Origin of the sequence: Hephaestia sp. MAHUQ-44, assembly GCF_023806085.1 — a bacterium.
In the GTDB taxonomy this organism is placed as follows: Bacteria; Pseudomonadota; Alphaproteobacteria; order Sphingomonadales; family Sphingomonadaceae; genus Sphingomonas.
On record NZ_JAMSLX010000002.1, the window covers coordinates 157433 to 171318 of the forward strand.

Consider the following 13886-nt stretch of genomic DNA (forward strand, 5'->3'; position numbering starts at 1 on the left):
GCGGGCGAACTGGCGCGCTCCGGGTGGCGGCAGGGGCGCTGTATCGCTCATATCGATCTCCCCGGTCCCGCGCCGGTGCGACTCGCTATTTGACGGTAATGCACAGTCTAGTTATAAAAAGCAACTAGGAGGTTACATAAAATAACCAACGTAAATCTGACCAAGGCCCGGCGCTGGTATCGCGATGCGTGCGGGACCGCGCTGGCGATGGATCTCGTCGGCGAGCGCTGGTCGCTGCTTATAATGCGCGAACTGCTGCTTGGGGCGCGTCGCTTCGGCGAGATTCGCGCCGCGCTGGTGGGTTTGAGCGCCAATGTGTTGACGCAGCGGCTCGACGGGCTCGAACAGGCCGGCATCGTCCGCAAACGCACGCTGCCGTCGCCCGCCAATGTGCAGGTCTATGAGCTGACGCGCTGGGGCTATGCCGCCGAAGACGCGATCTTCGCGCTCAGCCGCTGGGCGGCGGGATCGCCCGCGCATGATGTCACGCTGCCGCTCAGCAATGCCGCCTTCATGCTGTCGCTGAAGACGATGATGGATGCGGGGAAGGCGCGCGCACTCGATCCCGATCTGGGGTTTCGCGTCGGCGGCGAGCCGTTCCGCGCGCGGATCGTCGATGGCGGGCTGGTGATCGCGCGTGCCGATCCGGCAGGGGCAGGGGTGGTGTTCACCGGCGAGCCCACGCCGCTCGCCGCGACCTTTTACGGGCCGCAATCGCTGAGCGAGGCGGAGGCCGCAGGGCTGGTCGCGGTGACGGGCGATCGCGCCGTCGCGCAGGCGTTCGTCGATTGCTTTCGCCTGCCGCGTTTCGTCAACGGCTGAAGGCGGCGTCCTGCCCCTCGGTTGCCGATCACGCGGCCGCGCCCCGCGATCGATTCGAACGATTGCCGCTGCTCGGTGGTTGAGTCCGACGGCCGCTTCGGCTTAAGGCTGGCGCGGAATCGGCCAGGCCCGTCGTGACCCTGCCGACGCTGGACCCGGCCCATTGCCGGGAAGAAAAGGCCGATGATGAGCGATATCCCCAACACCCAGCCCGACAGCCGCGAAACCACGGTGCTCGATGCGCCCGACAGGATGGTCAAGGTGCGCGACCTGTTCGGGATCGACAGCGACATGGAATGCCCCGCGTTCAGCGAGGCGGACGAGCGCGTCCCCGATCTCGATCCCGCTTATGTGTTCGATCCCGATACCACGCTCGCGATCCTCGCGGGCTTCGCGCATAACCGCCGGGTGATGGTGCAGGGCTATCACGGCACCGGCAAATCGACGCATATCGAACAGGTGGCGGCGCGCCTCAACTGGCCGTGCATCCGCATCAACCTCGACGCGCATATCAGCCGCATCGATCTGGTCGGCCGCGATGCGATCGTGCTCAAGGACGGCCAGCAGATCACCGAATTCCGCGAAGGCCTGCTGCCCTGGGCTTTGCAGACCCCGACCGCGCTGGTGTTCGACGAATATGATGCCGGCCGCCCCGACGTGATGTTCGTGATCCAGCGCGTGCTGGAGACCGAGGGCAAATTGACGCTGCTCGACCAGAATCGCGTGATCCGCCCGAACCCGTATTTCCGGCTGTTCTCGACCGCCAACACGGTGGGATTGGGCGATACCAGCGGGCTCTATCACGGCACCCAGCAGATCAATCAGGGTCAGATGGATCGCTGGAACATCGTCGTCACGCTCAATTATCTGCCGGCGGCGGTCGAGGCGCAGATCGTGCTCGCCAAATCGGGCGAATATGACCAGCCCGAGGGCAAGGAAGTGGTCGAGAAGATGATCCGCGTCGCCGATCTGACGCGCAAGGGCTTCATCAACGGCGACATTTCGACGGTGATGAGCCCGCGCACGGTGATCACCTGGGCGCAGAACGCGCTGATCTTCAACGATATCGGCTTCGCGTTCCGGCTGTCGTTCCTCAACAAATGCGATGAGGCCGAGCGCGCGCTGGTTGCCGAATATTATCAGCGCGTGTTCGGCAAGGACCTGCCCGAGAGCGTTGTCGGCAAGGCGTAAATGGCCGTCGAAACGCCCCTCGATCGGTTCAAGGCGGTGCTTGGCGGCACGGCACGGGCACTGTCGGGTGAGCCCGAACTGGAGCTTGCCTTCACCGCCGACGCGCCGTCGCAGCACGGGCATCACGTCAAGGTGCCGATGCCCGCGCGTGCGCTGCCGCCCGATCAGGTTGCCGAGGCGCGCGGCTTTGCCGATCAGTTCGCGCTTCGGATGCGGCTCCACGACAGCGCGATGCACCTGCGCAGCGCGCCGACCGAGGCGGTGGCGCGCGCGGTGTATGACGCCGTGGAGAATGCGCGTGTCGAGGCGCTGGGCTCGCGCGGCTATCAGGGCATCGCCGACAATCTGGAGACGGCACTCGCGCTGAAGCTGCGGTCGGACCCGATCGCGCGCGCGCGGACCCGCGACGAAGTGCCGCTGTCGACCGCGCTCGGGCTGATGGTGCGCGAGCGGCTGACCGGCCAGCCTGCGCCCGCGTCGGTAGCACCCGGCATGGCGCTGATCCGCGACTGGATCGAGGACAGGGTTGGCGCCGATCTCGACGCGTTGGGGCTTGCGATCGACGATCAGCTCGCGTTCGCCAATCTCTCGAAGAAGTTGTTGCGCGACCTCGACCTCACCGACGGCGAGGTGCTGCCCGACCAGGAGGATGACGGCGGCAGCGACGACGAAGGCGAGGAAGACGAAGGCGCCGACGAGGGCGACGAGGGCGAGGATGCCGGCGAGCAAGGCGACGGCGATGTCGAGGCCCGCGGCGAACCGCAGGATGCGGACGATCAGGACGGCGAGAGCAGCTTCGACGAAGAATCGCTCGACGATGCCGAGGGTGAGGCCGGCGACGATGGCGACGAAGGGATGCTCCCGGTTCGTCCCAACCGGCCGTTCTCCGATCTCGCGCCGAGCTTCGACTACAAGATGTGGACGACGCGGTTCGACGAGGTGATCGCCGCGTCGGAATTGTGCGATGCCGAGGAATTGCAGCGGCTGCGCGCCTATCTCGACCAGCAACTCGCGCATCTCCAATCGGCGGTGTCGAAGCTCGCCAACCGGCTCCAGCGGCGGCTGATGGCGCAGCAATCGCGGGCATGGGATTTCGATCAGGAAGAAGGCCTGCTCGATGCCGCGCGGCTGGCGCGTGTCGTCGTCAACCCGACGCAATCGCTGAGCTACAAGATCGAGCGCGATACCGAATTTCGCGATACGGTGGTGACGTTGCTGATCGACAATTCGGGGTCGATGCGCGGGCGACCGATCGGGATTGCCGCGATTTCGGCCGACATTCTGGCGCGCACGCTCGAACGCTGCGGGGTCAAGACCGAGATTCTCGGCTTTACAACGCGGGCATGGAAGGGCGGGCAAAGCCGCGAGGCGTGGCTCGCGGCGGGACGGCCGCCGCATCCCGGCCGCCTCAACGACCTGCGCCACATCGTCTACAAACAGGCCGACGAGCCGTGGCGGCGCGCGCGCACCAGCCTGGGGCTGATGATGCGCGAGGGGCTGCTCAAGGAGAATATCGACGGCGAGGCGCTGCTGTGGGCGCACAGCCGCCTGATCGCCCGGCCCGAGGAGCGCAAGATCCTGATGGTGATCTCGGACGGCGCGCCGGTCGACGATTCGACGCTGTCGGTCAATTCGGGAAGCTATCTCGAAAAGCATCTGCGGCAGGTGATCGGCTGGATCGAAACGCGCTCGCCGGTCGAGCTGACCGCGATCGGGATCGGCCACGACGTGACACGCTATTACGCGCGCGCGGTGACGATCATGGACGCCGAGCAACTCGGCGGTACGATCATCGAGCAACTCGCCGCCTTGTTCGACAAGGAATGACAGGGGAATGACGGCGCGGGCGATCGCGGTGCCCCCCGGCGGGTTTCGCGGCCCCGTCAAGCGGTCGGTGACCATCGCGGGGCACCAGACCTCGATCAGCCTCGAACCGCTTTTCTGGGCCGCGCTCGAACAGGCCGCGGCGGCGCGGGCGCTGCCGCTCAACGCGCTGATCGCCGAGATCGATGCGCAGCGCATCGTTGCCGACGATCCGCCCAACCTCGCCAGCGCCTTACGCACCTGGCTATTTTCGCTCAATATTGAGAATTGTTCTCAATAGCGTTGACACTGCGACCGACTCGCAATAGCAGGCCCCTCGATCACATATATCGAAAAGGGGACACCAAAAGTGACGTCGTCAGCAACTGCCCGCGCACGCTCCACCGCCACGCCGACCTTCATTGCCTTGAGCTGTGTCGGCGCGTTTGCGTGCGGGCCGGCTTATGCCGCCGATCATGCGGCCGACGCTTATGGCGATGCCGAACCGCAGGTGCGCACCGACAGCCAGACGCGCGACGACATCCTCGTCAATGGCGAACGCCAGCGCGGCGCGAAGGACGTTGCCACGCCGGTCAACACCCCACGCTCGGTGGTCGTGCTGAGCGACGACGTGATCCAGCAGACCGGCTCGACGACGCTTCAGGACGCATTGCGCACGGTGCCCGGCATCACCTTCGGCGCGGCCGAGGGCGGCAATCCGATCGGCGACCGTCCCTTCATCCGGGGTTTCGACAGCCAGGGATCGACCTTCGTCGACGGCGTGCGCGATTTCTCGGCGCAGAGCCGCGAGGTGTTCGCGATCGATCAGGTCCAGATCGTGCGCGGTTCGGATTCGACGCTGGGCGGGCGCGGTTCGGCCGGCGGCTCGATCAACATCGTCTCGAAGCTGCCGATCAACGATAATGTCGCGCGCGCCGCGCTCAGCTATGGCAGCGACGATTACAAACGCATCACGGTGGACGTGAACGGCAAGCTGTCGGACACCGTTGCCGCACGCCTCCAGGGCATGTGGCACGATCAGGACGTTGCCGGGCGCGACGCGCTCTATCAGCGCCGCTGGGGCGTCGCACCGTCGGTAACGGTCGGTATCGGTACCCCGACCAAGCTGACCGCGAGCTATTATTATCTCGAGACCCACGAACTGCCTGACACCGGCATTCCGTACCTCTACAACCTCGCCAACGCGCCGCTGGGCGAGAATTTCGTCGAACCGGCGATCGGCGATGTCACCACGATCGCGGGCACGACCGGCCATGTCGATCGCAGCGCCTTTTACGGCCTGAAATCGCGCGACTTCCGCGACACCACGACGCATCAGGCGACGTTGCGTGTCGAGCATGATTTCGGCGGCGTCACGCTGCGCAACACCGCCCGCTACACGCACAACGCCCAAGCCTATATCTACACCCAGCCCGACGATCAGCAGGGCAATGTCTTCGGCACCAACCCGGCCGCGCCGGCGACCGCGGGCGGCATGGTGTGGCGCCGCGCGAACACGCGCCACGGCTATGCCGATGCGCTGGTCAACCAGACCGATCTGTTCGGCACCGCCGACACCGGCGGGGTGAAGCACAGCTTTGCCGTCGGTGCCGAGATGTCGTGGGAGAAGGCGCGCCGCGGCACCTATGTGCTGGCGACCGGTTCAACCAGTTCGCCGCGCTGCACCACGGCCGCGCTCGATCGCTTCAACTGCACGAGCCTGTTCAACCCGAACCCCAACGATCCCTGGGTCAATTATGCCAGCGATACGTCCACGGCAACGGCGCCGATCGAGAAGGGGGCGACCAGCACCGAGATCCAGAACGAGGCCAGCACCAAGGCTGTCTATGCGTTCGATTCGATCACGCTGGCCGAGGCGCTGATCCTCAACCTCGGGGTGCGGTACGATCATTTCAAAACCACGCAGAAGGGCGCTGGCGCCGTGGTGGTGCCGATCGAGCGTTCGGATAATCTGTTCAACTGGCAGGCGGGCCTCGTCTTCAAGCCGAGCGCGAGCACCAGCCTGTATGCGAGCTACGCCACCTCGGCGACGCCGCCCAACAGCCTGTTGGGCGAGGGATCGGAAAGCAACGGGCTGACGCCGGGGCGTGGCGAGACGCTGCTGAGCCCCGACGCGATCAAGGTCACCAAGAACAAGAGCTATGAAGTCGGCGCCAAGGCCAATCTGTTCGACGGACGCCTCGCGCTGGCGCTGGCGGCGTTCCAGACCGAGACCGACAATGCGCGTACCACGGGCCCCGATGGCTTCGTCGAATATATCGGCGAAACCAGGATCCGCGGGGTGGAATTCACCGCCAACGGTACGATCCTGCCCGGCTGGTCGGTGTTCGGCGGCTATACCTATCTCGATCCGACCATCACCAATGGCGGTTTCACCGCGCTCACCGCGGCGGCTGTCGGCGGTCAGGCGGCCCAGACCGTGCTGGTACCCTCGACCAGCACCGGTCGTCAGGTATCGAACGTCGCCAGGCATTCGGCGACCTTGTGGACCGATGTCGAATTCGGGCGGTTCAGCATCGGCGGCGGCGCTTTCTACACGAGTCGCGTGTTCGGCGGTTATCAGGACAACCGTTCGGCGACACAGGATGCCGCCGGCAACGTCACCGTGGTGCCCGCCACCAAGACGATCCTGCGCTCGGTGCCCGGTTATGTCCGCTTCGATGCCCGCGCCGGGATCAGGCTCACCGACGGGGTCGATCTGAGCGTCAATGTGCAGAATCTGACTAACAAGACCTATTTCAATCAGGCGTTCACCGCGCATTATGCCAGCATCGCGCCGGGCCGGTCGGCGTTCGCGACGCTCAACCTGCGTTATTGATGCGAGCAGCAATGATCGATGCGTTGACCGCTGAGGAGATTGCCGAACGGCTCTCGGGTTCGCCCGAGGGCCGTACGGCCTTCATCCGCTCGGCGGCCGAGGCCGGGGTCGCCGAGGCGCAGGCGATCTACGGCCAGATGCTGCTCGACGGCGTCGAGGTCGCGCTCGATCAGCAGGCGGCGCTCGACTGGTTCCTGAAGGCCGCGGCGCAACATCACGCGATGGCGATCAACATGGTCGGGCGCTGCTACGATCTCGGCTGGGGCACCCCGGTCATGAAGGATCGCGCCGCGGCGTGCTTTCGGATTGCCGCCGAGATGGGGCTCGATTGGGGCATGTATAATTATGCCACCGCGCTCGCGTTGGGCGAAGGCGTCGATGAGGATAAGGCGGCGGCGTTCGGCTGGCTCGAAAAGGCTGCCGCGATGGGCAATGCCAAGGCGGTCAATTTCGTCGGCAGCTTCCACGAAGACGGCTGGGTGGTCGCACGCGATATGGCCAAGGCGGCCGAATGCTACGCGCGGGCGGCCGAGGGTGGCGATTTTCGCGGTTGTTTCAACCATGCGCGGATGCTTGGGATCGCGGGCGAGGTCGACGAGGCGTTGGTGTGGCTCGCGCGGGCGGGCGAAACCGCGACGGCCGCGTTCCTCGACAAGGCCGAGGCATGGCTGCGTCGATCCGATGTGCCGGGTTTTGCCGAGCATGGCCCGCTGATGCTGCGACGGGGGAAGGCCGCATGTTGATCGCTGTTCCAGATGTCCTGACCGTCGGGCAGGTGCGCGAGATACGCACGCTGATCGATGGCGCCGACTGGATCGACGGCAACGCCACGTCGGGCACGCAATCGGCGCTCGCCAAGCGCAATCGCCAGCTCCCCGAAGGGTCGGACGCGGCGGTGCGTGCGGGCTCGGCGATCCTCGATGCGCTGGCGGCGACGCCGTTGTTCGTCGCGGCCGCGCTGCCGCTCAAGGTCTTCCCGCCGCTGTTCAACCGCTATGAAGGCGGCGAGGCATTCGGCACGCATGTCGACGGGGCGGTGCGGATCAAGCGCGGCAGCGATTTTCGTATCCGCAGCGATCTGTCCGCGACGCTCTTTCTCGAAGACCCCGACGCTTATGACGGCGGCGAACTGGTGATTGACGATCTGTTCGGCGAGCAGCGCGTCAAGCTGCCGGCGGGGCATATGGTGCTCTATCCCGCGTCGAGCCTGCACCATGTCGAGCCGGTGACGCGGGGCTGCCGTACCGCGGCGTTCTTCTGGATTCAGTCGATGGTGCGCGACGATGGCGCGCGGCGCACGCTGTTCGAGCTCGATTCCGGTGTGCAGGCCGCCGCCGCCGCGATGGGGCAGGGCGATCCGGCGGTAATCCGGCTGACCGGCGTTTATCACAACCTTCTCCGCCGCTGGGCGGAATGTTGAGGGGACCAATGAAAAAACCAGCATGGCGCCGCACCTGGTTTCAGGTGCACAAATGGATCGGCCTGATCCTCGCGATCCTGATCATCCCGATCTGCCTCACCGGCTCGGCGCTGGTCTGGAAGGGCGCGACCGACCGGATCGCCAATCCGCAGCGCTATGCGACCAGCGGCGCGACCATGTTGCCCGCCGAACGCTATGCCACGGCAGCGCAGGACGTACTCGCGGAGGGCGAACGCATCACCGGCATCACCATGCCCGAAGGCAGTGGGCCGGTGATGGTCACGGCATCGCTGGCGAGCAAGGGCCCGCCGCGTGGCCGGCCGGTACGCAAGATGATCTATCTCGATCCACCGACCGCGACCGTGCTCGATACCGCGCGCAGCGACACCGGCGTGCTGCGCGTGCTCCACGTCCTCCACGGCACGTTGATGGTGCCCGGGTTCGGCCGCAAGCTGGTCGGCTGGGTGGGCGTCATCATGATGGTCTCGGCCTTCACGGGCATCTGGCTGTGGTGGCCGATGGTGGGGCGGTGGAGCAAGGGCTTGCGCTGGCGGCGCCATGCCAATCTGGACACCAATCTGCATCACATGGCGGGCTTCTGGATTTCGATACCCTTGTTCGTGCTGTCGTTGACCGGTGCGTGGATTTCCTTCCCGGCCTTCTTCGGCGCGCTGACAGGGGCGGAGCCGCGCAGCGGTCCGCCGGGACGCGCGGCGGCGCCGGCGGCGATCGATCCGCAAAGCAGCCTTGCTGAAGCGATCGCGGTTGCCGGCGCGCGCGTGCCGGGCGCAGTACGAGACGTGCGCTGGCCGACTGGCTCCGAGGCGCGCTGGACGGTGATGATCGGGACGAAGGAAGTCGCCGTCGACGATGCGAGCGGCGCGGTGGCGAAGGTTTCGACCCCGCGACCACGTGGCGGATCGGGCGTTGCGGGGTGGATGCGGCGCATCCATGACGGCACCGGTACCGGCATGGTGTGGCAGGTGATCATCTTCCTCGGCGGCTTGCTGCCAGCCGGGCTGGCGGTGACCGGCATCATCATGTGGTGGCGTGCCCGCACGTGGCGTGCCCGGCTTGCTGCCAAGCGTAACGCGATCGCCTGATACCGTTGACGGGTCGGCCGGATAATGAACCGGCCGACCCCGTTATCGACTGAGCAGCACCCGCGCCTGGCCCGCGATCTGCGCGAGCATTGCGGCATTGGGGCTGGGTGCCCGTCTCGCACGCGCGACGAGCCGCTTGAACTGATCGATCCGTGCCCGGTTCTCAACCAGCCAGTCATCGACCAGCTTCTGCGGATCGAGCCCCTCGGTGCGGCCGAGAAATTCGAGCCGTATCTGCTGGAAGTCGCGGGCAAGCCCCGCGAGCAGCAACCGTTCCCACGGATCGCCCGAGGTGATCCTTGTGGCGTTGGCCTGCGCCCAATCGAGCCCGAGTTCGTGCCCGAGGCTGGTGAAGGCGCGCGTGAGCACGACCTCGTCGATACGGAGTTGTTCGCCGAGATCGGCCAGCCCGACCGCGCCGTCGAGTTCGTAGAGCCGCACCACCTTGAGCACGAGCTTGCGCGGCGCGCCTTCGGCTTCGAGCGTCTCGACGATCCGGTTCGATTGTGCCTTCACCTCGTCGAGCAGCAGCGATTTGGTCTGGCGGCCGAGCTGCGCAATGCCGGGTTTGATCCGATCGACGATCGGCTGCGGCAGTGAGCCGGGCGGGCAGATGCGCAGCAAGTCCGCGATTTGCGAGCGCACCGCGACCGCAACTTCGTCGAACAACGCGATCCGCGCGCGTTCCGGCATCTCGGCGGTTTCGATTTCGGCCCACAAGGCGGGGAGGTCGAACAGCCGCTCGGCCGCGACGAACATCGCCGCGATGTCGAGCGTCGAGGCGCCTTCCTCCTCGGCGAGTTCGAGCGGATGGAGTACGCCGAGTCGATTGACGATGCGGTTGGCAAGCTTGGTCGCGACGATTTCGGCGCGCAGCCGGTGCGCGTTGATCGCGGTCGCGAATTTCTTGCGCATCGCCGGAGGGAAGGCGGCGTGCAGGTCGCGCTTCAGCTCGTCCGACCGGGCGAGTTCGCCGCGTTCGATCGCGTCCTGAAGCGCGAGCTTGGCCGTCGCGATCAGCACCGCCAGTTCGGGCCGGGTGAGCCCGCGCCCCTCTTGTGCGCGGCGCAGCAGGTCGTCGTTCGACGCCAACCCTTCGACCGTGCGGTCGAGCCGCCCGGCGGTTTCGAAGATTTCGATCGCGCGGACGTAGCTCGGCAACGACAGCGCACCGTCATTTTCCATGATCGACAGCGCCAGCGTTTGCAGGCGGTTATCCTCGAGTACCAGTCGGGCCACGTCGTCGGTCATGTCGGCGAGGAGTTGGTTGCGCTTGGGAAGCGCGAGCCGCCCTTCGATCACCTCGCGATTGAGCGCGATCTTGATGTTGACCTCGTTGTCCGAGCAATCGACCCCGGCCGAATTGTCGATGAAGTCGGTGTTGATCCGGCCACCGCGCTCGGCGAACGCGATCCGTCCCGCCTGCGTCACGCCCAGGTTGGCGCCTTCGCCGATCACCGCGGCGCGCACGTCTTCGCCGTTGACGCGCAGCCGATCATTGGCGGGGTCGCCAACATCGATGTGCGGCTCGGCGGCGGCCTTCACATAGGTGCCGATCCCGCCGAACCAGATCAGATCGACCGGTGCCTTGAGGATCGCCGAGATCAGCGCGGTGGGCTCAAGCTCGGTCGCCTCGATGGCAAGCAGGGCGCGGACCTGCGGCGACAGTTTGATCACCTTGTCCTGCCGCGAGAAAACCCCGCCGCCCTTCGAGATCAGCGACTTGTCATAATCGCCCCAGCTCGATCGCGGCAGATCGAACAGCCGCTTGCGCTCGGCCCAACTCGTCGCCGGATCGGGATCGGGATCGAGGAAGATGTGACGATGATCGAACGCGGCGTTGAGGCGGATCGCTTTCGACAGCAACATGCCGTTCCCGAACACGTCGCCCGACATGTCGCCACAACCGACGACCGAGATCGGGTCGACCTGCACATCGACGCCGCGTTCGGCGAAGTGGCGCTGGACCGAAATCCAGCCGCCGCGTGCGGTGATCGCCATGCCCTTGTGGTCATAACCATGGCTGCCGCCGCTGGCGAAGGCATCGCCCAGCCAAAAATTGTGCTCGGCGGCGATCGCATTGGCGATGTCGGAGAATTTGGCGGTGCCCTTGTCGGCGGCGACGACGAAATAGGGATCGTCCCCGTCATGGATGACGACATGCGCGGGATGCACGACATCGCCCTCGACGATATTGTCGGTGATCGAGAGCAGCGCGCGAATGAAGATCCGATAGCTTTCGGTGCCCTCGGCCAACCAGGCATCACGATCGCTGGGGGCGGGGAGGCGCTTGGGGTAGAAACCGCCTTTCGCGCCGGTCGGCACGATCACCGCGTTCTTGACGCGCTGCGCCTTCATCAGCCCGAGAATCTCGGTCCGGAAATCGTCGCGCCGATCGGACCAGCGCAGCCCGCCGCGCGCGACGGGGCCGGCACGCAGATGGATGCCCTCGATGCGCGGCGAATAGACGAAGATTTCGCGCCACGGCACCGGCGCGGGCAGCCCCGGCACCAGCGACGAATCGAGCTTGAAGGCGAGCGCTTCTTCCCCCGATGGCGCGAACGCGTTGGTGCGCAGCATGGCGACGACGACGCCGCGCAACGCGCGCAGGATGCGATCGTCGTCGATCGCCGACACCGCATCGAGCCCGCGATCGATCGCCTTGTGCGCGGCGTCGATCGCGGCGCCGCGATCGGTCTTCCGGTCGGGATCGTGCGCGGCCTCGAACTGTTCGATCAGCGCCGATGCCACGTTGGGCGCGCGGCGCAACGCATCGACCACGGTGGCAAGACCATAGCTCAGCCCCGCCTGCCGCAAATAGCGGAACCAGGCGCGGAACAGCACCACCGAGGCGGGCTTCATCCCGTTTTCGACGATCAGCCGGTTGAACGCATCGTCCTCGGCATGGCCTTCGAGTACCGCTGCCATCGCGCCTTCGAGGATGCTGGTGTCGCCCGCGCACAGATCGGCATCGGCGACGCTCGCCGAGGAAATCCTGAAATCATGGACGAAACCGCGATGCTCGTCGGTGAGCGCGGCGGGAACTTCTTCGATCACGCGAAAGCCGAAATTTTCGAGCACCGGCACCGCGTCGGACAGTTCGACGGGACCGCCGAGACGATAGACCTTGAGCCGGGGCGCGCCATCATGGCTGCGATAGACGCGTACCGAACGCGTCTCGGGCGAGGGCAGCGCCGCGAGCCGCAGGATATCCTCGGCCGCTTCGTCGGGATCGTTCATGTCGCGATACGAGGCGGGGAAGGTTGCTGCATGGCGCAGCGCGAGCCGTGCCGCACGCGCCGGCTCGACATGGCGCGTCAGCGCCGCTTCGACCGCGGGCACCCAGCCGCGCACCATTTTTTCGAGCCGCGCATCGAGCGCGTCGGCATCGGGCATGCGCCCGTCGTCGCGCATATCAAGCGTGTAGCGGAGCAGTGCGACGACGCCGTCCTCCATTGCTATCGACCAACTCAGTAGCGCGGCGTTGGCCGCCTCCGACAGCATCTCGCCGATCGCGACCCGGCGATCGGTCGATAAATCGTCGCGTGGAATCCAGACGAAACCGAACAGATGCCGCCCCAATGTCGATGGGATCACCACCAACCGCGGCCGCGGCCGATCGGCGAGCGACATCGAGGTGAGCGCGAGCGTTTCCAGTGCGTCGGGTGCGAAGGCGGTGACCAGATCGTGCGGCAATTGCGTCAGCGCGTGGGTCAGCGCCTTGCCGGTATGGCCCTTGGGGTCGAACCCGAACTTGGCCTCGAGGGCCGTGACCCGTGCGCGCAGCACCGGCACAGCCTGCGGCGGTGCGTTGAGCGCGGCACTGGTCCATAGCCCGGCGTGGATCGACAGCCCGGCGACCTTGCCGTTCTCGATCACCGGCACCACCGCCAGATCGAGCGGCACCGAGCGGTGGACGGTCGAGATCAGGTTGGATTTGAGCAGCAGCAGTGGCTCTGCACTTTGTTCGAACCAGGCGAGCGCCAGCACGCGCGATGCGTCGGCAAGGATCGGTGCGGCTTGCGGGTTGCGCGCGATGCCCAGCACATTGTGCGTGGTGCCATCGCGCATCCAGGTCTCGTGGCCGAGCAAGGTGAAATTGCGGTCGAGGAACCAGTCGAGCAGCGCGGCACCCTCGGCACCGCCTGCCGCGCTGCTGATACGGGCGTTGTCGGCACGCATCGCTTCCTGCATCGGCTCCCAGTCGCCCACGGCGACGCGGACATCGGCAAGGTTGTGCTCGATCGCGGTCAGCAGATCGCGGCGCGCGCGCGCATCGACGCGGCGCAGCTCGATATAGATCATCGATTCGGGCGTGCCGCCGGTTCCGACCGCGCGCAGCTTGCCGTCGCTGCCGCGCTCGACGCGGACCACCGGATGAATGACGCGATCGATCGCCACGTCGTGCGCGTTGATCGTCGCGGCGATCGAATCGAGCAGGAAGGGCATGTCGTCGTTGATGATCGCCAGCCGCATCCGGCGCGTGCTGGCGCCATCGCCGGGCAGCGTCTCGAGCGCGAGCCGGGGCTTGCCCTGCCTGCGCGTTTCGGCGGTTGCCGCGACGAACGCGGCAGCCTCCTTCTGCTGAATTTTCCCGAAAGCGATGAGTTCGGCGGGAAGCGCACCATCGGTGAGGTGACGCGTCAGTTTATCCGCCAGTGACGAGAGCGTGGTCGTGGTCATCGCCAATCTATGCGCCCCGCGAATC

At 66.2% G+C, this 13886-nt stretch carries 9 protein-coding genes; 8 read left to right on the top strand and 1 reads right to left on the bottom strand.

Annotated elements, in window-relative coordinates; all coding sequences use genetic code 11:
* The first annotated feature begins 207 nt into the window (after nt 1-207).
* From NFE57_RS02890 to NFE57_RS02925, 8 genes are all read left to right on the top strand, one after another.
* On the top strand, nt 208-822 hold the full coding sequence (locus tag NFE57_RS02890) for a winged helix-turn-helix transcriptional regulator (protein WP_252134062.1): 615 nt from the start codon (nt 208-210) through the stop codon (nt 820-822).
* A 186-nt stretch (nt 823-1008) separates the two neighbouring features.
* Entirely contained in the window at nt 1009-2013 is a 1005-nt protein-coding gene (gene cobS / locus NFE57_RS02895) for a cobaltochelatase subunit CobS (RefSeq protein ID WP_252134279.1), read from the top strand.
* Nucleotides 2014-3840, top strand: a complete 1827-nt coding sequence (gene cobT / locus NFE57_RS02900; RefSeq protein ID WP_252134063.1) for a cobaltochelatase subunit CobT — start codon at nt 2014-2016, stop codon at nt 3838-3840.
* 7 nt (nt 3841-3847) lie between these two features.
* Nucleotides 3848-4117 (top strand): ribbon-helix-helix domain-containing protein, encoded by a 270-nt coding sequence (locus NFE57_RS02905; RefSeq protein ID WP_252134064.1) that lies wholly within the window; start codon nt 3848-3850, stop codon nt 4115-4117.
* Nucleotides 4118-4186: 69 nt separating this feature from the next.
* Entirely contained in the window at nt 4187-6655 is a 2469-nt protein-coding gene (locus NFE57_RS02910; RefSeq protein ID WP_252134065.1) for a TonB-dependent receptor, read from the top strand.
* A gap of 11 nt (nt 6656-6666) precedes the next feature.
* Nucleotides 6667-7398 carry a tetratricopeptide repeat protein gene (locus NFE57_RS02915; RefSeq protein WP_252134066.1) on the top strand — a complete coding sequence of 244 codons (732 nt, stop codon included), beginning with the start codon at nt 6667-6669 and terminating at the stop codon, nt 7396-7398.
* Complete coding sequence (locus tag NFE57_RS02920; protein WP_252134067.1) at nt 7392-8075, top strand: Fe2+-dependent dioxygenase; 684 nt, start codon at nt 7392-7394, stop codon at nt 8073-8075. The genes NFE57_RS02915 and NFE57_RS02920 overlap by 7 nt, the downstream gene beginning before the upstream one ends.
* An 8-nt stretch (nt 8076-8083) precedes the next feature.
* Nucleotides 8084-9178 (top strand): PepSY-associated TM helix domain-containing protein, encoded by a 1095-nt coding sequence (locus NFE57_RS02925; RefSeq protein ID WP_252134068.1) that lies wholly within the window; start codon nt 8084-8086, stop codon nt 9176-9178.
* A gap of 42 nt (nt 9179-9220) precedes the next feature.
* On the opposite strand, the gene NFE57_RS02930 is transcribed toward NFE57_RS02925, so the two are convergent.
* Nucleotides 9221-13861 (bottom strand): NAD-glutamate dehydrogenase, encoded by a 4641-nt coding sequence (locus NFE57_RS02930; protein ID WP_252134069.1) that lies wholly within the window; start codon nt 13859-13861, stop codon nt 9221-9223.
* Nucleotides 13862-13886: the final 25 nt, after the last annotated feature.